The sequence below is a fragment of the Marinomonas sp. HM11-D genome (assembly GCF_057626615.1).
Genome location: NZ_JBMMKT010000003.1, coordinates 369,863 through 396,424, shown reverse-complemented (window position 1 = coordinate 396,424; position 26,562 = coordinate 369,863). Strand labels below are relative to the sequence as shown.

The following is a 26,562-nucleotide window of genomic DNA, read 5'->3' as shown; positions in this document are numbered from 1 at the left end:
ATTTGATAACAAATAAGCTATGCTTTTTCTACATTGCCATCGCTCTGAATAGAGCCTCCAAACACCAAGAAACCGCCCCGCAAAGGCGGTTTTTTTTCGCCTAAAATATGAGGTGAACATGCAAATTATTCGCTCCTTTGATGTTGCTGAAATTGACAAGATACTAAAAGACCAAAGCGTCTTTAGTCGAATCATTGATGACTACAGCCCAGAACATGAGCTTTTCTCTTCATCTGAGATTGTTAAGAACAGGTCAAATGTAGTGTTAATAGTAACGGAAGGTGATGAGCGAATAGGCTGCTTTGTATGCCTGATGCGATCACCAACTACATACGAAGGTCATATCTGTTTAACAAATAAGTGTAGAGGTAAAAAAGCACTTAAGGCTTTGAGCTTAGCAGCGGGCTGGATATTTATAAATACCGACGCATTTCGCATCTTAGGCCTAACCCCAGAATCAAATAAAGCAGCTCTTTCGATAACAAGATTGGCAGGGTATGAGCGAATAGGAGTAAGAGAGGCCGCGACTTCTATTTCAGGCGCTCAACAAAACGTCGTTATGTCTGAGTTAACTATTTATAGATGGATAAATTCTCAGCACATCGAAAGCCATCCTTCTCGGCTGCTGGACCTCATTGATCTTAAATATCTCTATGTTTCACGCCACCTAATTGAGTCCGGAAACCGTAATAAAGCTTTGTATCTACTTGCAGAGCTTGCAGGTCAATCTTATTCAAAAAGAATCAACGTCAGCGATTACCCGATGATTAAAGTTGATTCCAACATTCTAAGTATCAATCAGTTATTCAAGGAGTAATCTATGGCAGTAGGTGCTGCAATTGGGGGCGTTGCACTGAGTGCAGTGAGCTCCTACAGCTCAAATAAAAATGCTAGTAAATCCATCGACCAACAAGGCGATGCTATTGCCGCTCAAAACGCTATCGCACAACAGCAGATGGATATGGCTCAAGAGCAATATGAATACTACAAATCAACATACCTTCCACTAGAGCAAGAAATTGTCGATAGCGCTGGTTTAAGCGAAACACAGCAACAACAGATGGTTGCAACCGCAGGGCTAACAACAGCTAATGCTTTTGATTCATCAATCGCGCAACGTGAGCGAAATCTACAACGGATGGGCATTAACCCAAATTCAGGTTCATATGCAGATAGCACTCGAAAGAATGCTATCTCTAAAGCTGTAGCCAAAGCCAACAGCCAAAATTCAGCCAGAGCTCAGGCTGAAGAAATGGACTACACGCAAAAAGTAGCGGCTGTTGGCCTCGGAAAAGGAATGTCGTCGTCTGTTGCGGGATTAATGAGTAGCGCCTCTAGCAACTATGCAAATCAAGCAAACGCCTATGCAAATCAAGCAAGCATGTACGGACAGCAAACATCAAGTGGAATGCAGCTAGGAATGGGGATTGCTGGTGCTGCAATGGGGGCATACGGTGACAATGGTGAGTTCAGTAGTAGCGCATTTGGCAAAGGTTTATTAGGAGTAATTTAATATGAGTTTTGGATTAGGTTACATGGCCGACGGCCTTCTTAAAGGCCAAGAAAGAAATCGAAGCTGGGGCTTGCAGCAACAGCAAAACCAACGCGCAGAAGATGCAAACCAAAGAGCTCAAAAAGCGGAAGATCGCGCGGCAGGGCTTCATCAATACGACCTACAAACCGCTCAGTCTAATGCGGCGATTGCAGCTAACAATGCATCACCAGAAAATCTAGGCTATACGAATACTACCAATGCTGCGAATGCTGAATATGCCGGATTGAGGGTGGCAGGAGGCAACCTACAAAACCAGCAAAAACAACAACAAATCGAGCTGAACGCAGAGCAACTAACGCCTCAAGCCAAACAATACAGAGACAAAGTAAGGCAATATGAAAGCGAAGCTAGTGAGTGGGAGCATGCTTTGAGACAGACCGTACATCAGAAGGATCAGGTCAAAGCTCGAATTGAAACAGCAAAGCTTGTAGATGAAAGAGATTATCGAGCTCTTCAGCTGATCCAGAATGGTGACCATTACGGCGCCGCAGCCATGATCAACAAGTTTTCTGATAATCCTTACAAGGATTTCGTTGCAGTTAAGCAAGCAAACGACGGAAGCATTGTTGGCTACGATAAAACTGGGAAAGCTAGTGTTCTATATACAAAAGAGCAAGTTGAGGGTCTTGAACAACGAGTCAAAACAGAGATTGCTAAAAACCGTAAAGCCCCAGAAGTTCGTACAATCAAGGCTCCAATTATAGGAGAGGACGGCAAACCGTTGTTAGATTATAAATCAGGTGAGCCATTAACGCAGGATCAGGCCATTGAGTTCGATGCTACAACAGGGCAATGGAAGCCGCTTGCTATTGCTAAGAACCAAATCACACCACAAGAAGAAATCCAGACAGCGATTGATATGGTGCGCAACAATGAAATTACGCCGCAGCAGTTCAAGTCTTGGTATGGCTTTGACGCACCTGTAGCCGGAAACACCACCGCTAGACAGACCGCAGATGACGAGTTTTCTGACGGCGATATAGCGAGACGCCCATCATCAGGCTTTGGCCTCAACCAGTTCTAATTTGATTCCATATAGACCCGCCTAGAGCGGGTTTTTTATTGCCCGGAGAAAACTAACGTGAGCGATATTTCCCGCGAAGACATCCAAAAACGCGCAGCGATCCGCAATAAGTTACAGCAACGAGCACAGCAAGAAGAGCAAGAGCGTTTAGCGAATGAGCAAGGCTTCTTTGCTGATTCCGTCGATGCAGTGCAGCACGGCCTATTGTCTGGAACAGCCGATCTAGCGGATGGCATCAGTTACTTAACAGGTAGCGAAACGGCTGGTGATGTAGGTTCTTATCTACGTAAAAATGCCAACAATCAAATTGACCAGATGAGTACCGCAGGGCGCGAGTCCTTCCAGAACTTTGGCATTGAAGAAAGCGAAGATAGTCCGACTGGTTATGGTTTCAAAGATGGCAGCTCAATGCGCGGCTTTGGCCTGAATGTGCTAAGTGGTGTAGGTAGTTTTGCGCCGACGATGATACCAGGTGGCATTGCTGCAAAAGGTATCAGCACTGCGGGTAGGGTGGCCGGTGCAACAGGACGTGCAGCCAATGTCACTAACAAAGTCGCAGACGTTGCAGGCTTTGGTGGTGTTGGTGCATTAGCTATTGGTGGCTCAACGGGTAACCAAGCCTATGAAACCATCATGAGCGCGACGCCAAAAGCTCTGAAAGATGCGCCTATCTACCAAGAGCAATACCTAGCACTTCGTGATCAAGGTGTTGACCATAAGACCGCTATGTATCAAGCGCGTGAAAACATCGCTAAGAACATTGGTGAGGAAGCTGCTAAAGATGGTGCTGTACTAGGGGCAATCACCCAAGGCGCATTTGGTCCAGCATTGGGGCGCTTATTCCGTGGTGAAGCGGGCGGATTTGGTAAGTCGATTGCTCATGGTGCCGCGACCGAAGGCACGCAAGAGCTTATTGAATCAGGCGGTCAACGAGCCGTTACAAACGTCAATGTGAATCCAGCCGTACCAACTGAAACGATGGAGGGCGTAGTCGGTGATGCGTTAACAGGAGCCATGACTGGTGCCGCCGTAGGTGGCGCGTTTGGTGGCGCTGGCCGTTTAGCAAATCGTAACCCGAGCCAGCCAACCGAAGAAGACGTAATTCCAGAAGGTCAAAGCGAAGCCTCAGCGCGCGCAGACGAGCTGCAGGCGGAAATCGATCAACTGGACGAACGGCTACAAAACGACTCAGACACGCTAACAGACGAAGAATACGTGGCACTATTACAGCGCCGTGAGGCTTTGCTACGTGAGCAGATGGGCGAAGCCGATCAAGGCAGCGACGATAACCAGCCATTTGATATGGCAGGGCCCCAACAGCAACAGCCTTTGGGATTGCCAAACCAAAACATCATTTATGGCCAGGCACCAGAGCCAACCCAAGACCAACTGAACAGCCGTGAGCGAACACGTCAGGCTTATGAGGGCCAGCACGGTACGGCGCGCAATACTGGCATTGAAGGTGAGTACTTGGGAAATGTTTTACCACAATCATCTAATCGCCGTGAGGGCGAACTGATTGATGGAGAGTTCACGCCAGCAACTAACCCTCAAAATATCCGACAGCGATTATTAGAGCGGAAACGCAGAGAGGAGCAAGCCAAGCTCCAATCACCAGAAGGTGAGCCACAACCGCCACGCTTCGATACCATCTACGGTGAATACCAGCCGTCAGAGCAACAGCAAGCCGCACGCGAAACCACGCGCCGCTCATTTGAAGAGCCGGTAACCGAGGCACGCCAAAGCCGTAAAGCCCGTGATGAAGCGTATCAATTGCAAAAGCAGCAAGAACAGCAACTTGAACAAAGCCGTCAAGAACAACGCCAGCGCAACGCACAACGCCGCAACCAAGAGAACCAAGTAGCGTTAGGCCAATTGGAAGTCGGCAATCAAGTTAAAGCAGCAAAAGGTGCCAAGGCAAAAGCCTACACACCAAGCAATCAAACGCTTGATGTGGAGTATCAAGTGGTTGAGGTTAGCGACCTAACCACTAGCCATGACGATAATTTCCAAGCGCGCGCCGACTACCCGCAAGCATTACAGAACCGTGACCGATCAAGCCCAGCATTGCGTAAGCAAGTGGAAGACAACGCTAAGAACCTGATCCCTGAAAAGTTGGGTGAAGACTCAGGCGTAGTAAGCGGTGCCCCAATTGTACGAAATGGCGTAGTTGAAAGCGGCAATGGTCGCACAATGTCGATCCGTCGCGCTTACAACGACAACGGGGCAGCAAGCTACCGCCAGTATTTGGAAGACAATGCCGAGCGCTTAGGTATCAATAAAGACGATCTAAGTCAGTTTAATCAGCCGGTACTGGTACGCCAGCGCCTAAGCGATATGACAGCGGAAGAGCTCACCAGCTACACCAAAGACGCGAACACCACTGATGCCTTTGCCCTTAACCCAGTAGAACAAGCCAAGTCAGATGCTAACCGTGTTAGTGACGATGATATGTCATTGATTGATATTCCTGATTCTGGTGACTTTGCTGCAGCCTCTAACCGAGCATTTGTACGTAAATTCCTAAGCCGATACCCGAAGTCAGAACAGAACGCCATGCTGAATGGTGATGGTACGATCTCAGAAGGCGGCATTAACCGCATTCAAAACGCTATCTTTGCAAAGGCATACGGCTCAGATCAGTTGATCGAAGACATTACCACCACGTCAGCCGACGATATGAAGACCATCGCCAAAGCATTGACGAACGCCGCCCCAGAAGTGGCCAAGCTCAATGCGCAAGGCGGTGTGGATGGCTTTACCGATACGATCGTAAACGCTGTAAACCTTGTGAAGCGCAGTCGTCGTGATGGCACACCAGTACAGGAGCTTACTAATCAGTTTGATCTGATGTCCGAAAACACGGTTGATCCAGCCACGGCAAGCCTTGCCAACTACCTTGATCAGAACGTGCGATCTATTAAGCGTATGACCGACGCCATCAAAGGCGCAGCAGAACGTGGCCAGCAAGCGCTAACACGTTCACAGTCAGACGATCTATTTGGCCCAGTACCAGAGCCAACCACCAATGATCTACTAAATTTTGACGGTTCACCGGTAGAGCAGACTGGTAAACAAATTAGCGAAACTGGTAAAGATTCTCCAGAAATTAGTGAAGAAAATGCTGAAAATGGTAAACAAATTGACGATAGCGACACGGCTACCGATGCCGATTTAACAGAAACTAACCAGCCGCTACCACAGCTATCATCTGAGCCAGAGATTAAAGTGCAGAAGTCTGGGCGACCATACGGTTCTGATAAGTCGGCACGCTTATCGAGTACATTCAAAAATACTCCCAACGCTGAAGTTGTAGAGTATCGCGGCGGTTTTGGTATTCGAGAAGGCGCCTCAACTGAAACACTGCTCTCAATTGATAATAGCGAAGAATCTGGCATGAGGGCCGATGACGTGCGCGCAGCGGTTGAGCCGCTAATCAATGATTTGCATGAGCGCGGAACCTTTGAAGTGGTCCAGTCTATTAACGACTTGCCGTTTGCTATCCGCCTACAAGCCAAAGCAAAGCTTAAGAAATCAAAGGGCGATAATCCTGTATTACGCGGGATCAACGCTGGCGATAAAAACTATTTGATCGCCGACGGTCTGCGCAACGAGAAAGAAGCGGTCGAGATTTTCTTACACGAAGTGGTAGGCCATAAAGCGGTGCTGGATATGCTTGGCAAAGACGGTGACGCCATCATGGAACGTATTGCTTTAAGCTACGGACGCAAAGGGTTAGAAGACTTAATCAAGACTTATGGCGTAGAGCCGAATACCAAGGAAGGCCGCATTCTACTAGGGAAAGAGAAGGTGGCGCACATGGCGGAGCGTGGCGAAAAGCCAGCTTTGCTTAAGCGATTGGTTGCCAAGGTAAAAGCATGGCTACGCAATTACTTTCCGTCTATCAAATGGTCTGATAACGATGTACTGAGCTTGATCAGTAATGCTCGTGATCGTGTTGAAAACCGCTACATGACGAAGGTGGACTTGGATGCTGAAACCGAAACAAACGCGCAAGAGGACAGCATTCACTTATCTATTCGCGGAGATGCCAACCCTAAAGATGTAAACGACATCATTGGTCGTACACAAGCCAAGCCAGAACACCAAAAAGGCTTAATGGAGCGCGCAGCAGATCGCTTAAAGGCTTTCAAAGAGATCGATAAAACGGCAATGAAGCAGGCCTTCATTGACTCTTACGCTGCCATTGAGTCTCTTGAGAAGAAGGTTAACTTCGGCAAACTAATGGATGGCGCAGAATCGGCTTACAAAGCAGCGTTGCGCACCGCAAACCTAGACTCACAGGTTGAGGCGGTCATGCGCCGTGGCGCTCTCAAGTATGAGAACGGAGCCTTTCAAATCAAAGAAGGCACAAAAGGTTTTCTCGAAATCTTCCAGAAGATCGCAGACAGCGACCAGTTACAACTATGGGAAACGTGGGCCGGTGCCAAGCGTGCTAAGCGAATCATGGAAGAGGACGCGCGCGCAAACATCGAAGGACAAGCCGCACTTAAAGAGCATCGAGCAACCATTAATCAGCTTAAGAAAACCACACCCGCTAATTACCCTGGTGGTTTAACGCAGTGGCGTAAGGATATGCGCGCAGCAGAAAAAGGAATGGCAGAGGCGCGTACTCGAGCGTTCCAGAAACGTGAGCGCCTATATAAGCCTAGCGACATTCAACGAATCATTAAGTATGTAAATGACAGTCCAGAACTGAAAAAAGAATTTGAACAGGCGCAGAGTGATTGGCGCAACTTCAATAAGTCTATGCTGGATATGGCGGAACAAGCAGGCCTGATCGATCCAGAATCGCGCGCGATCTGGGAGCATGACGACTATGTACCATTCCACCGAGTAGCAGAAATCGAAGCAGAGGGAGGTATTAGCCAGTATGCAACCAAGCGCGGATTGAGCGGCCAGAAGTCTGGAATCAAGCAACTGAAAGGTGGTGTTGAAAAGCTAAATATCATTGAATCAATGGTGAGGAACGTCATTCATTTGGTGGACGCTTCTAATAAAAACGTAGCCATGCAACGCGTAGTGGATTTGGCTGACGGTGTAGCAATGGAAAAACTGCCTACATCAAAAATCGATCCAGAAGAACGCGATATGATGTTGCGCGAGTTTGGCTATGAGCCAGAAAGCATGGATCAAGACACCCTTAATGCGTGGGCTAATCAGCTTGAACGCTACAACAGCATTGATAAAGGCGTTGTTTCAGTATCCAGAAACGGCAAGCTGCACAAATATCATGTTACCGATACCGGACTATTTGCCGCCATCACTCAGCTTGGACCAATGCGAGTAGATGGAATGCTTAAGATTCTGGGCATTCCAAAGCGTGTATTAACTGCATCTGTAACCGCGGCCCCGGGCTTTATGTCTGCCAACTTTGTACGAGACACATTATCCACTTGGGTGACCGTTGAACCCAAAACAACGCCGGTATACGACGCTATAAAAGGTGCAGCAAAAGGGCTGCAGAGATCAGAAACCCAATGGGCAATCATGGCGGCGGGTGCTGGTGGCGGTGGTTACTACGACACTTCTCCTGATAGTGTTCGCCAGCACCTATCACCATTAAATAAAGGTGGCGCACTTCATAAGCCTAAACAGTTGTGGGATGCGTGGATGCGTGTCGGTCAAGCGCTTGAGAATGCTAACCGAATTGCAGTGTATGAATCAGTGATCAGAGATGGCGGAACCGTTGCCGAGGCTGCACACCAAGCACAAGATGTCATCAACTTCTCAAAGCGTGGCGCGAACAAATGGGTGCAAGGCGCAATCACGCTGATGCCTTTCTTGAATGCTCGTATTCAAGGTCTTGAGCGCTTATATCGTGGAGCCAAAGAAAACCCTAAAGCGTTCTTTATGAAAGGGGCTATCTTAATGGGGGCGTCATTGGCGCTATTAGCCACCAACTGGGATAACGAAGAATACTGGGAGCTTGATGAATGGGATCGCGACGCCAACTGGCATATATTTGCTGGTGGTGAGCACTTCAAAATTCCGAAACCTTTTGAAGTTGGCGCCTTCTTTGGCACCGTGCCTGAACGCGTGTTTGAGCAGTTGCGTAGCGACGCAAGCGGTAAGCTTTTGGCCGAACGAATGTTAGCAATGGTGACAGGAACATTTGCCTTCGATCCGCTGGGCGCACAATTCATGAAGCCAGCTGTGGACGTTATGCGTAATAAGAACGGATTTACTGATAACCCGATCTTAGGGTTTGGTGATCAGTTCCGTAGCCCAGAAGGTCAGTACAGCCCATGGACATCTGAGACTATGAAACAGATAGCCGAGTCTATGCCTGACTCAGCGCCGGAGTGGATGCGCTCGCCTAAGAGACTTGAGTATCTATTTAAGGGATATTTCGGGACGCTTGGCGGATATGCCCTCAGCCTGACTGATATGGCAACTCAAGAGCTTGTTGGCGCACCAGATCAGCCAGACACAACTCTAGGCCGCTATCCTGTTGTTAAGCGTTTTTACAGTGACGAGCTAACAGGTAATAAGCACGTTGGTCGCTTCTACGATATGGCCGAAGAAGTAAACGCCATTTATTCAGACATGAAGACCAGATTTGATGATGGCCAGAGTGAACAAGCCACAAAGCTTATGAATAAGAACATGGATAAGCTACGTTTGCGCAGTCATATTAATAAGGTTCGTCAGCAAATGAGCGACATCAGCTCCCAAATCCGCATGATTTACATGGACACCAAGATGAGCTCAACTGAAAAGCGAAGAAGAATAGACAAACTTACGAAGCGACGTAACCAAATCGCTAGGGCAGCATCGTTACAATTTTATGGGGTCTTCAATTAAAGCCCATCATTAAAAGCACCAAATGAATGACTAGGCAGATTAGGCATAATCCGCCTAGATATTCGCCAACCTCTCTCATAACCACCTCCCAAAGCAATTAGCCAAGGTTAGTTGCTTTGAGGGGAAAGGTGAAGGGACTAAAGAACCGCCTCCAAACCTTTCTTATCTATGATATTCAAAAGGCGGACTGCTGCACCTCTAGGGTGAGTTTTACCTTGCTCCCACTTTTGAATGCTCTCAGTACTCATCGACAAAACACTAGCAAGAACGCCTTGGCTAATGTGCTCACGGTCACGAATAGCTTTGATTCGTGATGCTGTCATTTTCTCTTGCTTGTCTTGTAGAGCAAGTGCGTCGATCTTGCGCATCGTTAGTTGACTAATTGCTCCCTTATCGTGGAAACGCTTAGCCATAGCCTGCATACGCTCAATTCGTTTATCAGTCATGATCAACCTCTTTAAATAGTCCGTCTTCAATGCATCCAGCTATTTCAGCGGCAGACATTTCCCTGAACTCTCCAGCCAATAGCTTATATGTCTCTAGCAAGTTATCAGGAATCTCTTTTCCCTTTTTGGGAACATCGCTTTTACGCCACCCATCCATAAAAAACATAGCATCGCCGGATTTTACAGCTACGATCCCTCTATTAGAGTCTCGCTTGCTTTGACCAGGAGAAGGAATGCGTTTTTTATAGAGCTCGTTTCGAACCAGTTCACCATCATGTAACCCATTAGCCAACTCTTTAGCCATTTCAGAAACTTTGCTTTCAGTGACCTTGGCTTTCTTCATGAAATCCAAGAACTCATCAGTCAAATATATCTTCATAAGATGGGAGTCCGTTCGATACAACTATGGTAATTATTACCATAGTTTTGGGGTTAGTCAATTGTGAATGGTGTATAGAAATGCAACAAAGGGCACATGGTGCGCCCTTTAATATATTCTTTTAATAGCAGGTTCGTGTGCTGCCAGTGCCGTAGCAGGTTGTACCATTGCTATTGTAGTAGCTCTTGGTGCTGTTGTTGTACTGCCAGTAGTTACCATCACTATCGTAGCCGCTTTGATCGCCATTAGATTTAATCTGGCTATTCCAAGTTGAGCCTGTATTGCTGTTGTAGCCTTGGATATATGTCGTATCACCACTCTTATAGGTATTGTAAGAATTGCCTGTTTTCCAGTCGTACTTATAGTCAGCGTGAGCCGACAAAGAGCATGCTACAAGTACAGAAGCTACCGCTAATAATTTCTTCATAACCAATCCTTTATTCCTTGTTAATCAAATTCAGCTTTTTCAAGAAAAGTTTGAGCAATAGATCGATTGCATTATTAATCTCCTCTCCGCAAGCTTTTTCCAAGCAAAGCAAAACAGCTCCATCACTCCAAGTATTCGCATAATCGAAAACCTCAATTTTAACACCATCATCAGTGAATTTTGCTTTGCGCTCAACAGCAACCATCTCGTTAAGCGCTACGTTGACCGAAATAGCGTAGACGCCATTGATTTCTGCTTGGGATACTGTGAAGTCAAGCGATGGCGTCTCGGAAACGCACCCTGAAAAAACTGAATCAAAATTAGAGGGTTCTACATTGTGTCGGCGGATTAAAAACCTACAAACATCTTCTCTCGCTACAACAACAGACAAGCCAGAATCTTTTAACTTGTTTTCAATTTTGCTTTGAATCTGATCGCGCTCTAGATCAAAGATAAGCTCATCATTTCGCGTGATAAGCAACCTTGTTTGCAGGTTTGATATTTCAAATATTCGAGCATCGGAAGCACCTACAGAAGACCCTGAATAAATGAAGAAAAAGAGAAACAATAGGTATCCGTATGATGTGTAAAGAGTTTTCATAGTGCTTTCCTTCCTTGATAAGAACTTTTAATTATTGACTATTGATTTGGATATAGCTATATTTTTTTCTGAGGCGTCGAAACCTCTTACAAGCGGATAACCCCAACCCCGTCAGCGTTGGTTTTTTTGTGCCTGAAATATGGCAGACCCTACCCGTGTTGCGCCCGTATAGCGTAATCAATGTCGGGAGGGCAGCAGTCATAAAAGACCTTTTGGAAAAGCTGCTCGCGGTCTCTTGTAGCCGTTTCGAACCTCCCGACACCAATCTTTCGAAAAAATACAAGGAGCCGATCATGGCAGATCTATCAATCTTCTCAAAAGAGATACGCATTCTAGATGGTTTGTATTCTCTTAATGACCTTCATGTCTCCGCAGGAAGCAGTGCTAAACATAAGCCTGCAAACTTTTTGCGCCTAGATAGCACGCAAGAATTGATCACTGAAATTGACCGATGCTCAGATGTGAGCAACGCAGTAAAGTCAAAGCGTGGCGGTGCATCTCAAGGCACTTGGGTATGCAAAGAACTGGTCTACGCTTACGCCATGTGGATCAGTCCTAAGTTCCACCTTCATGTAATCCGTGCTTTTGATCAGATGGTAAGCCAACCACAACCAAAGCAGCTATCATCTACTACGGATCGCAAGGCTTTGAATATTTGTGTCCGCTCTCTGGCCAACGCCCGATCCCATAACAACGAGCCAGCAGATTACGCGTCTGTTTGGAAGATGGTTAACGGTTACCTTGGCGTGGCGCATATCGAAGAAGCGACTGTTGACCAAGTTGAGAAAGGTATTGAGTTTGTGCAGCAGGCCATTGAGGGTGAGTATATCGGCCGCAACGAGCAGAAGCTTATCGAGGATGATCGAGTAGGGCAGCTGGAAAAGCGTATAGCCGTGCTTGAGCTAACCCAAAGCCGATTAGAAAAAGAGCTTGGCTTTATTAATCATCACTCAACCAAGTTAAGCCAAGAGCTTAGCGAAAAGGTTTACCCAGCAATTAAAGCGCTAAACCCTAAAGTATTCGCCACCGTTCGTGAGCGCATGTTCATCATTCACAACCACAGCAAGCCGGCCATCGTTGAAGGCTGGAAGAATCAATCGGCATTAGAGATTCATTAGGGCCAAGGTTCAATTGACCCATATAACAGCGCCGGCCCGTTTTGCTGGCGCTGTTTCATTCCACCACACTCAAGCATCCATATTAGTAATCACGCCCTCCAGATCGGCCAGGCGATCCGATAGTGCCCATAGCGCATTAGCTACTACCCATGGCTCAGAATTCTCGATTGAATCTTCGTTTGATAGCAGCAACACAATTGCTTTGGCTTGGTGAATAAAGCGCATTGCATCGTCCAAGATTGACTCTTTTCCATTCATAATAATTATTCCCTAATAATTTCCTTCGTACCGCTCAATCTGTGAGCATGCAAAGAGTGCCAAAAGAATGTGCAATAAATTGGTGCTCTATCTTATGTCTGGCCGAAACGACTTAAGTCTAGCCATATTGATGTGTTTATAGACAGACCGCTACCCATAGACAGCGCTTACAATAAACCCACCAAACGTATCAATACGTAATGCTAGGTTAGATTACACTGATATAAATCAAAAAACATATAAGGCCAGATTATAAAGTGACCTTTGGGTTAAGACTGCGAAAAGCGAGGGAGGAACGAAAGTTAACAAGGAAACAACTGGCTGCTATAGTCTCTAAATCTCACAGCACTATTAAGTCATGGGAGCTAGATGTGCACGAACCAGCAAAGGAATTGCAAGCCAAGATCGAGCAGCGACTTAACATGCCGCTAGGCTCACTTACTCATGACATCGATTCGAGCATGATTGAAGTGCTGGCGGAGTTCAATAAGTGGGTTATGTCACTGCCGCCAGAAGAGAAGAGGAAAGCCGCCGAAGTCATGCGAGCTTTTATAAAAACCGATCACATATAACTGCGCCCGATTTCTTTTTCATATTCAAGGCGAAGCTCGTCTAAATAATCAGACCAACGCTGCATCATTTCACGCCGCGCCTTTAAAAGCTGAGTACGGTTGTATGCTCTGCCAAGCGCATCCTTTACCTTATGCGCAAGCTGTCGCTCTGGTAGCACAGCATCAAATTCTAACTCTTCCTCGAGTAGCGTCCTAGCCATGGCACGGAAGCCATGCGCGCTCATGATTTCTTTTTCATAGCCAAGATTACGCAGTGCGGCGTTTACTGTATTTTCAGAAATGCCTTTTTCATGCGAACGAGCGCCTGGGAATACTTTCTTGCCATGCCCAGTTACAGCGTATAGGTCTTTTAGAATCTTAATAGATTGAGTTGATAGCGGTACTATGTGGTCTTCACCACCCTTGGCGGCTTGGATTTCAAGTTGCTCTTTATCCCACTTAACTTGGTCCCACTCTAAGTTACGCACTTCGATCTGACGTAGAAACCATAGCGCTGTACATTTCAGAGCAGCAGTAACTTGAGGTGTGCCTGAGTAATGGTAGATGTCACTCATTAATTTGCCGACTTTGGTAGCATCGGTAATGGCCGCAAAGTGCTGGGGCTTATGTGGCTTCAATGCGCCTTTCAAGTCTAGGGTAGGGTTACGCTGACATCGACCAGTAGCAATAGCAAAGTAAAATACTTGGCCGATCCACATCTTTGTTCGGTGAGCTGTTTCTATGGCGCCGCGTGCTTCAATCTTACGAAGCAGATGTAGAATTTCAGGCGCCTCAATACGGCTTATGTTTTTGTCGCCAATGTACGGAAGCACATCGCGGCGTAGGGCGCTTTCAACTTTGACCATGTAGCTATCGGAGCGGTCTGACATTTTTATAGTACGCCATTCAAGCGCGACTTCTGAAAATGTGTTGTCGTAGTACCCCTTCAAAGCAAGCTTCTGTTCTTTGCGCTTTTCGCCTGGATCGGTGCCATTAGAAAGTAAACGCTTGGCATCATCGCGTTTTTCTCTGGCTTCTTTGAGTGATACGTCAGGATAAACGCCAAGAGCAAGTCGCTTTTCTTTACCGGCAAAGCGGTACTTGAGTCGCCAATACTTAGCGCCCTTTGGGTTAATTTCTATGTAGAGCCCACCAGAATCGGAAACTTTGTACGTTTTTTCCCTTGGATCGGCCAATTTTATTGATCTGTCAGTGAGTGGCATGGCTAGATTATTCCAGTATTTATTATGTGCTGGGGGCATCTATTTTGGGGCATTTTCCATATGCCCCCACTCATGCCCCCACTTATTGTGGTGGAGTATGACAGGCTATGGAAGGGTATGACAATGTAGGATGTAGAGAAATAAGGGGGTTGCGTTGTGTTTGAAAGCGTATGGAAGGGTATGAAAGGGAAGTTTGGTGGAGCTAAGCGGGATCGAACCGCTGACCTCTTGCATGCCATGCAAGCGCTCTCCCAGCTGAGCTATAGCCCCACAGATGTGGCTGTTAAAAGCCTGGGAATGTAACAAAAATGAACTAATTCAGGGTTACACTGAATTTCGAGCGGTATTTTATTTAGTGCTACTGAGGCTGTCAATTACCTTTTTAGTCTCGTGAACTTTTTTTGCAAGGTTTGTTTATTCTTCTTGGCCGCGCTGATATAAAAGGGTCAGTTAATGTTCAGTAGGGATGCTGAGCACTAAAGCAAAACAATCACTGGCTGGCTGTCGGTGTCATCCTGGGGTAAAAAATGGATTTAGAGAAATATAATAACTATGACGAGCTAATGATGGCCCAGCAGCCGATCTATGATCGTCACAAAAAGCTGTTTGGCTACGAGCTTTTATTTAGGGGGGAGCATGAAGATAAAGCAAGCTTCGACAACCCCGAAGTTGCGACAAGTCAGGTTTTGGTTAATCTATGCATTGGTATCAGTGAACTAGACATCCAAAACAGACGGCCTTTCTTTATCAATATGACCTCAGAGCTGGTCTTATCCGACGCCTTTTTCCCAATTTCCCCTGAAACCGTTTATATCGAAATCCTTGAAGATCAGCCGATTACTCCTGCTTTTATTGCTGCAGTAAAAGGTTGGCATGAGCAAGGTTTTCGTTTTGTACTGGATGATTTTCAATTTACGGCTGAGTACGGGCCGCTATTACCTTATGTTTCCATGGTCAAAGTGGATGTGCTGAGCACGCCGCCGCAAACAGTATTAAAGGAAATCGAAGCACTTAAAAAACGTGGTATTAAGCTGGTTGCAGAGAAGGTAGAGCATCAAGAGATGTTTCAGTTGTGCTTAGATTTAGGCTTTGAATATTACCAAGGCTATTATTTGAGCCGCCCAGAAATCGTCAAGGGCAAAAAAATTGAGGCAGATGTACAAAGTGCGTTACGTCTGCTTAATACGTTACAAAATGATGCGGTCAGTATGGCCGCGGTGGCACAGCTGGTCAGCCAAAGTCCTACCTTGTCGTACCAAATGCTGCGCCTATTAAATAGCCCGGTGGTCGGTCTCTCAAAAAATGTGGAATCCATTAAAGAAGCGGTGGTCTACATTGGCTTAGCACAGTTAAAGCGTTGGTCAATGCTGATCACACTCAGCTCGCAGAAGTTAACCGATCCTGAAATGCTGAAAATGTTGTTGATTCGAGCGCGCTGCTGTGAATTGTTGGCGGCCCAATCGAAGTCGATTTGCTCTGAGCAAGCCTTTACCGTCGGTATGATTTCCGGAATGGATCGTATTCTGCAGATTCCCAAGCAAGAGTTGCTGAGCCAGGTGGCACTGAATAAAGAGCTACAAAAAGCAATCTTGGATTTTGAAGGCCCTTTGGGGCGTATTTTGTTTAGTGCGACCAGTATCGAAGAAGAACGTTGGGATCGAATTGCTCAATTACCGAACAAAGTGCGCAGTCATTTGAATGTGGCGTTCTTTGACGCTCTACAGTGGGCCAATAAAATTACACTTACACTAAAATAATTTTAACTAAACCATTGACACCAAAGTTAAAAACACTAAAATGTGCCTCACAATTTCAAAGCCAGTGTGGTGGAATTGGTAGACACGATGGATTCAAAATCCATTGCCTATAAAGCGTGCCGGTTCGAGTCCGGCCACTGGTACCATCTTCTAGAGATGCAGAAAGCCCCTAGGTAATTTACCTAGGGGCTTTTTTGTTTTTTCTCTTTTCGGACAAGGTGCTTCTTACTCGTGCAGACTTGAGTCTAGCTCTAGAATGCATTTTAAGAGCCGATGTTAGTTTTATTGGGCATCGGCTCGTTTCTTTGTTCAGTCACAGTTATCTACTGATCACTAAAAACTATGCTGGGGTAAGCTCTTCTAGAGTGCGTGTGTCATAGTTGTAGTGTTTGTCTAAAATCAGCTTCCATCGTATTTTCCATGTGTGGTTATTAATGACCCATTCATGCCCCTTCATTTGATAATGGGCATAATCTTCATCTGATAACGAGCTGATGCAATTAGGGGGCGTTGTGAAACCTGCACACTGAGATTCAATAAAGGGGGTCTGATACGTCGTCACTAATGTCCCAACAGAATAAGGGTGTATGATCCGTTCGTGAAACCCATATGAGAAACCAGGTGAGTTATGTGCGACGTACTTTGCCTTACTGATTCGATCTAATAGCGATTTGTAGTCTAATGCGCTTTCATATATATGAAATGGGTGCTCTGAGGCATATTTATCAGAATCTCTGCCTATAATTGTCAGCTGGATTTCCTGGTCAGCAAAATGCTTTATGAATTCGTTTCTCTTTTTTCCTCGTAGATAAAAGTCTACAAAGCAAGAAATTAAGAGGGTGTTCTGGTTGAGAGGCTGAGTCGCTGGTCGATTGCCAAGTGGCAATATGCCCAGGCCTTGCATAAATCTAGTTACAGTTTCAGACTGATTAATCAATGAGCTTATCTGGTGCCAAGCGGGATTAAGCTTTTCGCGCCAATGATGAGTATCAAAGTAAGATGCCGGGAAAATGATTTCTTGGTTTTTCTTATCGACAGCCGTAAAGGACTCAGTTTTTGCTTGAGCTTCAGAAATTGCGTGCGGGAAATATTCAGACTTGAAGCCACAAAGGTCAAAAAAGTTTGCATGCTCTTGATCGATGCAAAGTGTAATTGCTTTGCGCAAAATATCAGTGTTCTTATCCATGAACCTAACAAGTAAATGGATTGGGTGGTCCACAAGAAAGATAAATAGTCGTTTGGAGTTGGCAAACTGGCTAATCGAAAAGTTATCAACTTCTAGATCTGTACCAATGCCGTTGAAGCTGATAATAAAGTCATAGCCTGAAAAACTTTTGATTCTTTGTAATCCTGCCGACTTTTCTTCTGGGGATGCTAAATTAAGGATGTCAGATTTAACCCCTAATTCTTTTAAGTCATCTATCATTCCTTCTAAGAAATAGTCTACTACGCCGTACTGGTTACTACCTGTTATGAATAGTGCCTTCATCCCTTTCCCTTATTTTGCTTCATTGACTTGTATTTAGCCTTTACTAGGCTACTTTATACGTGAGCGAAGAGCTAAAAAAGCATAATTATATACAATTTAGATTTCTTTATGTCTTCTTTGTGTCTTTTATTATATGAGGAAGTTTCTTCTATCTCGCCCAATACGTCTCTTCTAAGCTGTCTTCTTTTTCTGGTAACCCTTTCGATAGTCTTGGCGAATGTTGGCTAAGAATCTCATAGCTCACTCGGTTGGCGTATTTACAGATTTGCGCAAACGATGAATAGGTTAAATGTTTAGCCGTATGCTTGCTGCTGTGGGGGGCTTGTTGTTGGTGAAAGCCATTCGCGGCTATGTCATGCAATAACGCGGATAAGGCGCCATCGCCTGCACCATTGGTATTACGGATGCGTTCTGGCCCACCAAGATAAGGGGCGATGTGTGAGTAAATTTTAATAGGGTCATCACAATCACTTTGACGCTGGGGGCGCGAAAACTCCCATTGGTTAAAGTTGGCAATGTCTTGGGATTTGATTGGATGTGTGGTGGCGCGTTTGCATTGATCGTCGGTGTAACCACATAAATACAGTCCCTCGGCACCAGCTGTCAGCAGCACCATATCACACCAGGCCAGTGCTTTTTCCGCAGCTAACAAAACTTTAGTTTCACCGGTGAGTGCTTCGGCTTCTTGCTCGTTCATGGCAACCACTGTGACAAACTCTTCTATAATTTGCTGAATCTCATCGCGAAACTCTTCCACTAGGTGTTGTGTGCCTAAGGTGAGGATAACAGGGACTTGGTGCTTTTTGGCCAGCTGCAAGCATTTCATTAACGTTGCTTTGATCGGTTTTCCAGCATGACGTAGTGGGTAAGCACAGGTGACAAAGGCGGCCGCATTGGCGATCAGCGCTTCATTAACCGAACTAGGTGCGACGTCATCCATGGCATTGGGGGCAATGGCAAAGGTGCGTTCACCATCTTCCGTTATCAAGGTTATACCACGGCCAATATCTCCGTTGACACCCTGCAGGTGATGCATGTCGACATTGCTGCTGGTGTCGCATAAATAATGGTATTCGGGGGAATTGAGGGCGATTTGCTTGGACATAACCCCAAGTAGCACCGATTTGTCGTCCGCGAGCATTGAATAGTTATGTAAGGTATTGCCAATGGTGCCGCCGGCAAAGTGATCCGATATACGGTTTTCATCGACCAGTTCTTGGTAGATCGCGCTGGCTTGTTCTGGCGTGACTAGGTTTGAAAGGCCTTTTCGGATACCATGTCGCGCCAGAAATGTGTCATCGACCGTCGCAATCACATCCACAATGGTTTCATCTAGACCAACAATATAGGTGTCTCGAGTGGGCTGGACTTCTGATTTGGGAAGTCTGTGCTTGCCCTGTGTGGCTGGGAAGTAGTGCTTTATCTTTCTGCGGCCGGGAAATTTCATTTTCTGATTCCAGTAATACAATGCCTAGATATTAGCAAAATGCTGATCGAACGGGCAGGATGAATGCTATGAATGAACAATCGCTACTGCGCTACAGCCGTCAGTTGCTACTTACCAACTTTGACATTGAAGGTCAGATGAATTTGTCTGGCAAACACGCCGTGATTATTGGTGCCGGCGGCTTGGGTAATATTGCGGCCACTTATTTAGTTGGTGCAGGGGTGGGAACGCTGACCTTAGTCGATGATGATGAGATCGAGCTTAGTAACTTACCGCGCCAAGTGCTTTATACCGAGCAAGACGTCCAAAAGCCTAAAGTTCAAGCAGCCCAAGAGCAGCTGCAAGCGCGCAATTCCGATGTGCAAATAAAGACATATCCGCTTCGTCTAAATGAAGACAATATTGATAGATGCTTATCCGGCTGTGATGTGATTTTGGATTGCTGTGATAATTTTTCAACCCGTCAGATGGTGCATCGGTGGGCTCAGGCCCACAAGATTCCACTGGTCAGTGGGGCGGCGATCCGTTGGGAAGGGCAGCTAGTCACCTTTCGTTATGATGAGCAAGCAACGCCTTGCTACGAATGCTTATACCCAGACCTATCTGATCAGCAACTTAGCTGCAATACCAATGGCATTATTGGGCCTGTGGTGGGGACAATTGGAGTGCAACAAGCCTTGTCTGCAATTAAGTTACTCAGTGGTAAAGGCACGGTGAAGCATGGTGTGCTGCAGCTATTTGATGGTCTTAGTGGTGACTGGCGTAGTATGCGTCTTTCGCAAGACCCTGAATGCCCTTGTTGTGGCGCTCAAAATTCATAGAATACCTCTATTTTCGTAATTAATTTTCTTCGGTGTCTATTTGTTAGCGGTTTCTTTATCCTATGCCCATAACGAAGCCGTGTTACACCTCGGCTAGGATATTTAATGTAAGGAGCATTCCAAATGAGCGATGTTAAGCACGCTAAATTAATGATCTTGGGCTCAGGCCCTGCAGGCTACACTGCAGCGGTATACGCAGCACGTGCCAACCTAAATCCAGTAATGATTACCGGTATGCAAATGGGTGGTCAGCTTACGACGACAACTGAAGTCGACAACTGGCCAGGTGATGTGCAAGGCGTTCAAGGTCCTGAATTGATGGAGCGTATGCGTCAACACGCGGAGCGTTTTGAAACAGAAATCGTATTTGACCACGTCAATAAAGTGGACCTACAAAACCGTCCATTCCGCCTAGAAGGCGACAGCGGTGTGTACACTTGTGATGCTTTGATCATCGCAACCGGTGCCAGCGCTCAGTACCTAGGTATGGAAAGTGAGCAGAAGTTTATGGGCCAAGGCGTATCCGCTTGTGCGACTTGTGACGGTTTCTTCTACCGCAATCAAGATGTAGCGGTAATCGGTGGTGGTAACACGGCTGTAGAAGAAGCGCTTTACCTAGCAAACATTGCTAAGTCAGTTACTGTGATTCACCGTCGCGATAAATTCCGTTCTGAGAAAATTCTTGCTGACAAACTGTTAGACAAAGCTGCGAACGGCAATGTTAAGATCGAATGGCACAGTGAACTTGACGAAGTGCTAGGCGATAGCGCGGGTGTGACGGGTGTTCGTATTAAGAACAACCAAACGGGCGAAACCAAAGAATTGGCGGTTGCTGGTTTGTTCGTAGCCATCGGTCACAAGCCAAACACAGACATCTTTGCTGGCCAACTAGATATGAAAGACGGTTACCTAACGGTTCAGTCTGGTACACAAGGCAATGCGACTCAAACGAGCATTGAAGGTGTGTTTGCTGCGGGTGACGTAAGTGATCATATCTATCGTCAAGCGATCACTTCTGCCGGTACGGGCTGTATGGCGGCGCTAGACGCAGAGCGCTTCCTAGATGGTCTAGAAGGCTAATTTAAGTCAAGCGTTACAAACGAAAAAAGCCGATCCACTGGATCGGCTTTTTTATGTTCGTGGTAATCGAAAGATTACTGAGCGTTGTAAGCTTCTACGCCTGCAACTAGGGCTTTGCGCGCTTCTTCAGCATTCGCCCAGCCTTCAACTTTTACCCACTTACCTTTTTCAAGCTTCTTGTAATTTTCGAAGAAGTGCTCGATTTGGTCACGTAGAAGTTGTGGAATATCGTTCACATCTTGGATGTGGCCGTATTCTTTGCTTAGCTTTTCGTGTGGAACCGCTACAAGCTTAGCGTCCATACCTGCTTCGTCAGACATGTTTAGCACGCCAACTGGACGGCAACGAATCACAGAGCCTGGAACCACTGGGTATGGTGTGATAACCAAAACGTCAACTGGGTCGCCGTCGTCTGCTAATGTGTTGTTAACGTAACCATAGTTTGCTGGGTAGAACATAGGCGCCGTCATGAAGCGGTCTACTACTAGAGCGTCCATGTCTTTGTCTACTTCGTACTTAACTGGGTTTGCCTCAGCAGGGATTTCGATGATTACGTTGATATCGTTTGGCACATCGCGGCCAGCAGGAATGTCTTTGAAGCTCATTGTTTTATATCCACTTGTGTTAAGTAATGGCGGCAATTATAGAAGTTAGCCCCGTCGGATGCTAGTCATCGCAAAGTCTTAGCAGAAATAATCGTTATAGAAAGCCAAAAAAAGCGGGAATTTTATGCCAAATCTTCGTTAAGTTATTGCTTTCTTTCTAAATTTAGCTAGTCTAAGGGTGTGATCAAAATATAGTCGAGAGGACACTGATGACAAAATCTGAGCTGATAGAAATGCTAATTGACCAGCAGCCCCATCTACCAGTAAAAGATGTTGAGTTGGCGGTTAAGGCAATGCTGGAGCATATGTCCGAAGCGTTAGCGAACGGCGAGCGTATTGAAATTCGTGGTTTTGGTAGTTTCTCTCTACATTATCGTGCGCCTCGCGTGGGTCGAAACCCTAAAACTGGAGAGTCAGTTGAATTGGGGTCTAAGTACGTTCCACACTTCAAGCCTGGTAAAGAATTGCGTGAATTGGTCAACTCTGTCGCAGATACGAAAGAGTTGAGCTAATTTTCTATCGAAATTTTCCCTGCGCCTCGGCATAATAAGCTGAGTAACGCAGTATATGGGTGTTTTATGCTTAAATGGCTGAAGCGAGTGGTACTTCTAGTTGCCCTAGCTTTCTTCTTATTCATCGGTCTTTTCTTTGCAATTCGCAATGGCGAAGTGATCAGTCTTGATCTAGTGCTGTGGCAATCGCCAGAGTTGAGTGTGGCGTTGTACATGATTATCGCTTTTGCGGTCGGTATTGTGTTGGCGCTGGCTTCCTCAAGTGCTTTGTTGTTCCGTCTAGAGCGCAATATTCGTAAGAAAACTAAGCAGCTGGTAAGCCTACAAGCTGAAATCGACAATTTACGCAAAGCGTCCCTATCTTCAGAATTGTCGGAGCGGGAGTAGTCCCTTGACCGAGTGGGGCTTATTTGTTGTTCTCTTCGTTGCCTTATTCATCGGTTGGATGCTAGGGCGACGCCGCAGCAAAGAAACCCAAGCGCAAGAATTAAAAAAAGTCCCGAATGACTATTTTCGGGGCTTAAATCATCTTCTAAATGGTCAGCAATCCGAAGCCATTGATACCTTTGTTAACTCTCTAGAAGTTAATGCCGATACCTTCGATATCCACTTAACCCTCGGTAATTTGTTTCGCAAAAAAGGCGAAATTCAAAAAGCCATCAATATTCATCAAAGCTTACTGGCGCGCCCAGATATTTCGCCTCGTGATACTCGTTTAGTGCAGCTAGAGCTTGCCAGTGATTTTATGTCCGCAGGTTTATTGGATCGTGCGGAGCGTTTGTTGCTCAATATTGCGGCCCGTAAAACGGAATTTCAGAAAGAAATATTCACTCTTCTAGTAGATTTGTATGAGTTCGAGCAGAGCTGGGATAAAGCCATTAGCATCGCTCATCAATTGCAAACCGACTTTCCTAGTCGCCGACATGCTCAGCGTTTGGCGCACTTTTACTGTGAAGTAGCCGAAGAGGCGATTCGTAAAGAGCAGTGGACGCAGGCGTTTCAGAAATACAAATCCGCCATCGAAGTGGACATCGACTGTGTCCGAGCCAGCATTGGCCTTGCCGATATTTACATCAGCCAGAAACGTTACCGTGATGCCATTAAAGAGCTGAAAATGGTTGCCGATCAGGATCACGAATTTCTACCGATTGTGATTCCTAAGCTGCGTGACTGCTATCTGCAAGTGTGGGGCGGTGGTGGCTACATTAAGTTTCTCCAAGAGCAGTTGAAAAAGCATCCTTCGGCGACTTTGATTCGTGCTTTGACAGAACATTTTGCACAAGATGACAAAGAGTTCGCAGAACAGTTTATAATAGAGCAATTGCGTGCCCACCCAACTATTAAAGGGTTTCAAGAGCTGATCGATATGCAGCGTGAGGACTCTGAAGGGCACGACCAAGAAAACTTAAGTGTTTTGTACGAACTAATCGAGCAATTAACCTCTTCTAAACCGAAGCATCGCTGCCGTCAGTGTGGTTTTTCCGGGCATCAACTGCACTGGCAATGCCCAAGCTGCAAGAGTTGGGGCACGGTGAAACCTATCCATGGTTTAGAAGGGGAGTAGACTTTATATCAGAGGAATTTTCATGACTTGCCAATCTCCAATCGTTGTAGCCTTAGACTATCCGACAATTGAACAAGCTACTGCGATGGCAAAACGCTTAGACCCAAAATTGTGTCGCGTAAAAGTCGGTAAAGAGCTGTTTACCAAAGCGGGTCCAGCGATCTTGGAAGCACTTCACAAGCTAGACTTTGATGTTTTTCTAGATCTTAAATTCCACGATATCCCAAATACCGTAGCGAATGCCGTCTCTGTTGCCGCGAAAGAAGGTGTTTGGATGGTGAACGTGCACGCTAGTGGCGGTCGTCGCATGATGGAAGCCTCTGCTAACGCACTGGCGCAAATCCACGATCACAATACTCTACTGATCGCAGTAACCGTATTGACCAGTATGGACGAAACGGATTTATCTGAAATCGGTATCGATCTATCGCCACGTGATCACGTGATGCGTCTAGCGAAATTAGCACAGTCGTCTGGTATGGATGGTGTGGTATGTTCTGCACAAGAATCACAAATGTTGTCAGAAACCTTGGGTAAAGACTTTGTCTTGGTGACACCTGGAATTCGTCCAGCGGGTTCTGATCAAGGTGATCAAAAACGTATTATGACGCCTGTGGAAGCCATGCAAGCGGGCAGCCATTACTTGGTGATGGGGCGACCTATTACACAAGCAGCGGATCCGATTGCAGTATTAACTCAGGTCAATAATGAGTTAGGTATGCTTGCTTAAAACTTGTACAGATGATTTCTTGTGCTACTCTAAAAACCGATCCCTCCAGATCGGTTTTTTAATTTTGGCATGAAGCCAACTTTTAGCATAAGGAGTATGCAAATGAAATTTTCCCTTAAGCGCCTGCTGGCGTTATCTCTATGTGTGTTGCCTCTGGCGGCTTTTGCTGCTGAACCATTAGATCTAAACACGGCTACGTCAGATCAGCTGGCTTTGGCGCTCAATGGCGTGGGGCAAAGTAAAGCAGAGGCCATTGTCGCTTATCGTGATCAGAATGGCCCATTTGTGAGCGTAGATGACTTAACGAAAGTGAAGGGCATTGGTCCGGCACTATTGGATAAGAACCGTATGATTCTGCAGATCAAAGCGCCAGAGTAATCTAGATCCTCATTAATGGAAGTTGACAAAAGAAGGGTGGTCTTAGGATCACCCTTCTTTTTGGCAGAGATCTTCAAACGCTTGGTTCTGGGTTAGATAAATATTGCCACTAAGATGTGAAATCAAAGTAGACCCTTTTAAGCGATCCATCACTGGCCCTTTGACCTCCGATAGATGTAAGCGAATGCCGGTGGAGTGCAAACGCTCACAAATCATTTCAAGACTTTCTAAGGCGCTGGCATCAACCATATTCACGGCTGTGCACATCAGAACCACATCTTTCAAGTCTTTATTTTGTGCAACTAATTGAGTGATTTTGTCTTCTAGTACGCGAGCATTGGCAAAAAACAGGCTTTCATCAATGCGCACGGTTAGCACTTCTTTATGGGTCTCTACTTGAAAACGTTCCACATTACGAAAATGCTCGGTGCCCGCGACGCGACCGACTACGGCAATATGTGGGTGACTTGCGTGCCATAGGAACAGCAGCAACGATAAGCTCACGCCAGTAATAATGCCAGCTTCAACCCCGACTAAAAGTACTACTAAGAAGGTGGCAATTAAGGCGCTGGCGTCTTGTTTAGAGTAACGCCACACTTCCAGAAAACCTTTTAAATCAATCAACTGAACCACGGCGACTATGATGGTGGCAGCCAATACGGCTTTGGGTAGGTAGTAAAATGCACCCGTCAAAAAGCTTAGTGTTAGCAAAATTAGGATGGCGGTAAAGACGCCGGTCATGGGTGTTTTTGCGCCCGCATCAAAACTTACCACTGAGCGTGAAAAACCACCTGTTACCGGAAAACCGCCACTGAAGGCCGAGCTTAGGTTTGCGGCACCTAGGCCTACTAGCTCTTGGTTAGGGTCAATGCTTTGGCGACGTTTCGCAGCGAAAGACTGTGCCACAGACACTGATTCCACAAAGCCTACGATGCTGATCAAAATCGCTGCGGGTAGGAGATCCATGGCTAAAGTGAAGTTCATATCGGGCAAAGCCAAAGGCGGAAAACCACTGGGTACATCACCGACAACTTTGACACCCACTTGATCTAGCTGCAGTAGCGCAACCACTAGTGTGGCAATGACGACCACTAATACCGGGCCCGCTTTAGAAGCCAGTTGCGCTTGATGATTCGAGAGTCCAAACGCCATTAGGATGGCCTTGAAGTATTTGCGTAGTAAGTGAAGCGCAATGATCGCGCCGACACCAATCACAAGGGTGGTCATGTTGGTGCTGGACAGGCTGTGCCACATGGTTTCCAGCATTTCGACCAAATTGTGTCCCGATGCCTTAATGCCAAGAATATGTTTTACCTGTCCGAGTGCGATTAGGATCGCGGAGGCGCTGATAAAGCCAGAAATAACAGGGTGGCTTAATAAATTGGCTAAGAAGCCTAGTTTAAATAAGCCCAAGAGCAATAAAAACAGGCCTGAAATCGCCGCCAGTAGAATGACGACGCTTAGATATTCGGCGGTATTGGGGGCAGCAAACTGCAATGCTGCCGTGCCAGTCATCATCGATACTACCGCTACTGGCCCCACGGCCAGCGTTCTGCTTGAGCCAAACAGAGCGTAGGCAACCAGTGGTAAAATACTGGCGTATAAGCCCACGGCAGGCGGTAAGCCTGCCAGCATAGCGTAAGCTAAACTCTGCGGAATCAACATGATGGTGACAATAATGCTGGCCATCATATCGGTTTGCATATCGCTGCGAGAGTAATCCTTTAACCAAACGGTTGCAGGTACGTAGCGGTGTAATCGAGTCATTG

24 protein-coding genes and 2 tRNA genes are annotated in these 26,562 nt (G+C 46.2%); 15 read left to right on the top strand and 11 right to left on the bottom strand.

Annotated elements, in window-relative coordinates; translation table 11 throughout:
- Positions 1–118 precede the first annotated feature (118 nt).
- Genes ACOSVP_RS06470 through ACOSVP_RS06455 form a run of 4 tightly spaced genes read left to right on the top strand, consistent with a single transcriptional unit; the run spans position 119 to position 9,407 of the window.
- On the top strand, positions 119–817 hold the full coding sequence (locus ACOSVP_RS06470; RefSeq protein ID WP_487346670.1) for a hypothetical protein: 699 nt from the start codon (positions 119–121) through the stop codon (positions 815–817).
- Between the two features lie 3 nt (positions 818–820).
- Positions 821–1,513 (top strand): hypothetical protein, encoded by a 693-nt coding sequence (locus ACOSVP_RS06465; RefSeq protein ID WP_487346669.1) that lies wholly within the window; start codon positions 821–823, stop codon positions 1,511–1,513.
- 1 nt (position 1,514) lies between these two features.
- Positions 1,515–2,579, top strand: coding sequence for a hypothetical protein (locus ACOSVP_RS06460; protein ID WP_487346668.1), 1,065 nt, complete (start codon positions 1,515–1,517; stop codon positions 2,577–2,579).
- 57 nt (positions 2,580–2,636) lie between these two features.
- A complete protein-coding gene (locus ACOSVP_RS06455) occupies positions 2,637–9,407 on the top strand; it encodes an LPD38 domain-containing protein (RefSeq protein ID WP_487346667.1) in 6,771 nt (2,256 codons plus the stop codon).
- A gap of 137 nt (positions 9,408–9,544) precedes the next feature.
- On the opposite strand, the gene ACOSVP_RS06450 is transcribed toward ACOSVP_RS06455, so the two are convergent.
- From ACOSVP_RS06450 to ACOSVP_RS06435, 4 genes are all read right to left on the bottom strand, one after another.
- Positions 9,545–9,853, bottom strand: coding sequence for a helix-turn-helix domain-containing protein (locus ACOSVP_RS06450; protein WP_487346666.1), 309 nt, complete (start codon positions 9,851–9,853; stop codon positions 9,545–9,547).
- Positions 9,846–10,220 (bottom strand): type II toxin-antitoxin system RelE/ParE family toxin, encoded by a 375-nt coding sequence (locus tag ACOSVP_RS06445; protein WP_487346665.1) that lies wholly within the window; start codon positions 10,218–10,220, stop codon positions 9,846–9,848. The genes ACOSVP_RS06450 and ACOSVP_RS06445 overlap by 8 nt, the downstream gene beginning before the upstream one ends.
- Positions 10,221–10,353: 133 nt before the next feature.
- Positions 10,354–10,665, bottom strand: a complete 312-nt coding sequence (locus ACOSVP_RS06440) for a hypothetical protein (RefSeq protein ID WP_487346664.1) — start codon at positions 10,663–10,665, stop codon at positions 10,354–10,356.
- A 4-nt stretch (positions 10,666–10,669) separates the two neighbouring features.
- Positions 10,670–11,260 (bottom strand): hypothetical protein, encoded by a 591-nt coding sequence (locus ACOSVP_RS06435; protein WP_487346663.1) that lies wholly within the window; start codon positions 11,258–11,260, stop codon positions 10,670–10,672.
- Positions 11,261–11,553: 293 nt separating this feature from the next.
- Here ACOSVP_RS06435 and ACOSVP_RS06430 point away from each other — a divergent pair, with 293 nt between their 5' ends.
- Entirely contained in the window at positions 11,554–12,378 is an 825-nt protein-coding gene (locus tag ACOSVP_RS06430) for a KilA-N domain-containing protein (protein ID WP_487346662.1), read from the top strand.
- Between the two features lie 69 nt (positions 12,379–12,447).
- On the opposite strand, the gene ACOSVP_RS06425 is transcribed toward ACOSVP_RS06430, so the two are convergent.
- Complete coding sequence (locus ACOSVP_RS06425) at positions 12,448–12,636, bottom strand: hypothetical protein (protein ID WP_487346661.1); 189 nt, start codon at positions 12,634–12,636, stop codon at positions 12,448–12,450.
- 257 nt (positions 12,637–12,893) lie between these two features.
- On the opposite strand from ACOSVP_RS06425, the gene ACOSVP_RS06420 reads away from it, so the two are divergent.
- The gene (locus ACOSVP_RS06420; RefSeq protein WP_487346660.1) at positions 12,894–13,208 is read left to right on the top strand and encodes a helix-turn-helix domain-containing protein; all 315 of its coding nucleotides are present in this window, start codon (positions 12,894–12,896) and stop codon (positions 13,206–13,208) included.
- Here the strand turns inward: ACOSVP_RS06420 and ACOSVP_RS06415 are convergent.
- Together ACOSVP_RS06415 and ACOSVP_RS06410 are read right to left on the bottom strand one after the other, a co-directional pair.
- Positions 13,199–14,410 carry a tyrosine-type recombinase/integrase gene (locus ACOSVP_RS06415; RefSeq protein WP_487346659.1) on the bottom strand — a complete coding sequence of 404 codons (1,212 nt, stop codon included), beginning with the start codon at positions 14,408–14,410 and terminating at the stop codon, positions 13,199–13,201. The two genes, ACOSVP_RS06420 and ACOSVP_RS06415, sit on opposite strands and share 10 nt — an antisense overlap.
- A 194-nt stretch (positions 14,411–14,604) precedes the next feature.
- Positions 14,605–14,680, bottom strand: a tRNA-Ala gene (locus ACOSVP_RS06410).
- A gap of 257 nt (positions 14,681–14,937) precedes the next feature.
- On the opposite strand from ACOSVP_RS06410, the gene ACOSVP_RS06405 reads away from it, so the two are divergent.
- Together ACOSVP_RS06405 and ACOSVP_RS06400 are read left to right on the top strand one after the other, a co-directional pair.
- The gene (locus ACOSVP_RS06405; RefSeq protein WP_487346658.1) at positions 14,938–16,167 is read left to right on the top strand and encodes an EAL and HDOD domain-containing protein; all 1,230 of its coding nucleotides are present in this window, start codon (positions 14,938–14,940) and stop codon (positions 16,165–16,167) included.
- A 60-nt stretch (positions 16,168–16,227) separates the two neighbouring features.
- A tRNA-Leu gene (locus ACOSVP_RS06400) sits at positions 16,228–16,313 on the top strand.
- 194 nt (positions 16,314–16,507) lie between these two features.
- On the opposite strand, the gene ACOSVP_RS06395 is transcribed toward ACOSVP_RS06400, so the two are convergent.
- Together ACOSVP_RS06395 and ACOSVP_RS06390 are read right to left on the bottom strand one after the other, a co-directional pair.
- Positions 16,508–17,656 carry a hypothetical protein gene (locus ACOSVP_RS06395; protein ID WP_487346657.1) on the bottom strand — a complete coding sequence of 383 codons (1,149 nt, stop codon included), beginning with the start codon at positions 17,654–17,656 and terminating at the stop codon, positions 16,508–16,510.
- Positions 17,657–17,804: 148 nt separating this feature from the next.
- Positions 17,805–19,103: an inosine/guanosine kinase gene (locus ACOSVP_RS06390; protein WP_487346656.1), complete on the bottom strand. Its 1,299-nt coding sequence runs from the start codon at positions 19,101–19,103 to the stop codon at positions 17,805–17,807.
- A gap of 68 nt (positions 19,104–19,171) precedes the next feature.
- On the opposite strand from ACOSVP_RS06390, the gene ACOSVP_RS06385 reads away from it, so the two are divergent.
- Together ACOSVP_RS06385 and trxB are read left to right on the top strand one after the other, a co-directional pair.
- On the top strand, positions 19,172–19,924 hold the full coding sequence (locus tag ACOSVP_RS06385) for a HesA/MoeB/ThiF family protein (protein WP_487346655.1): 753 nt from the start codon (positions 19,172–19,174) through the stop codon (positions 19,922–19,924).
- Between the two features lie 123 nt (positions 19,925–20,047).
- Positions 20,048–21,004 (top strand): thioredoxin-disulfide reductase, encoded by a 957-nt coding sequence (gene trxB / locus ACOSVP_RS06380; RefSeq protein ID WP_487346654.1) that lies wholly within the window; start codon positions 20,048–20,050, stop codon positions 21,002–21,004.
- Between the two features lie 74 nt (positions 21,005–21,078).
- Here the strand turns inward: trxB and ppa are convergent, their stop codons facing one another.
- On the bottom strand, positions 21,079–21,609 hold the full coding sequence (gene ppa / locus ACOSVP_RS06375) for an inorganic diphosphatase (protein WP_487346653.1): 531 nt from the start codon (positions 21,607–21,609) through the stop codon (positions 21,079–21,081).
- Positions 21,610–21,815: 206 nt separating this feature from the next.
- Between ppa and ihfB the strand changes: the two genes are divergently transcribed.
- The 5 genes from ihfB (at position 21,816) to ACOSVP_RS06350 (ending at position 24,793) form a co-directional block, all read left to right on the top strand.
- The gene (gene ihfB / locus ACOSVP_RS06370; RefSeq protein WP_471779520.1) at positions 21,816–22,121 is read left to right on the top strand and encodes an integration host factor subunit beta; all 306 of its coding nucleotides are present in this window, start codon (positions 21,816–21,818) and stop codon (positions 22,119–22,121) included.
- A 66-nt stretch (positions 22,122–22,187) separates the two neighbouring features.
- Positions 22,188–22,508, top strand: coding sequence for a lipopolysaccharide assembly protein LapA domain-containing protein (locus ACOSVP_RS06365; protein ID WP_487346652.1), 321 nt, complete (start codon positions 22,188–22,190; stop codon positions 22,506–22,508).
- Positions 22,509–22,512: 4 nt separating this feature from the next.
- Positions 22,513–23,685 (top strand): lipopolysaccharide assembly protein LapB, encoded by a 1,173-nt coding sequence (gene lapB, locus ACOSVP_RS06360; protein WP_487346651.1) that lies wholly within the window; start codon positions 22,513–22,515, stop codon positions 23,683–23,685.
- A 22-nt stretch (positions 23,686–23,707) separates the two neighbouring features.
- Positions 23,708–24,415 (top strand): orotidine-5'-phosphate decarboxylase, encoded by a 708-nt coding sequence (gene pyrF / locus ACOSVP_RS06355; RefSeq protein ID WP_487346650.1) that lies wholly within the window; start codon positions 23,708–23,710, stop codon positions 24,413–24,415.
- A 102-nt stretch (positions 24,416–24,517) separates the two neighbouring features.
- Complete coding sequence (locus ACOSVP_RS06350) at positions 24,518–24,793, top strand: ComEA family DNA-binding protein (protein WP_487346649.1); 276 nt, start codon at positions 24,518–24,520, stop codon at positions 24,791–24,793.
- Between the two features lie 48 nt (positions 24,794–24,841).
- Here the strand turns inward: ACOSVP_RS06350 and ACOSVP_RS06345 are convergent, their stop codons facing one another.
- Positions 24,842–26,560: a SulP family inorganic anion transporter gene (locus tag ACOSVP_RS06345; protein WP_487346648.1), complete on the bottom strand. Its 1,719-nt coding sequence runs from the start codon at positions 26,558–26,560 to the stop codon at positions 24,842–24,844.
- Positions 26,561–26,562 lie beyond the last annotated feature (2 nt).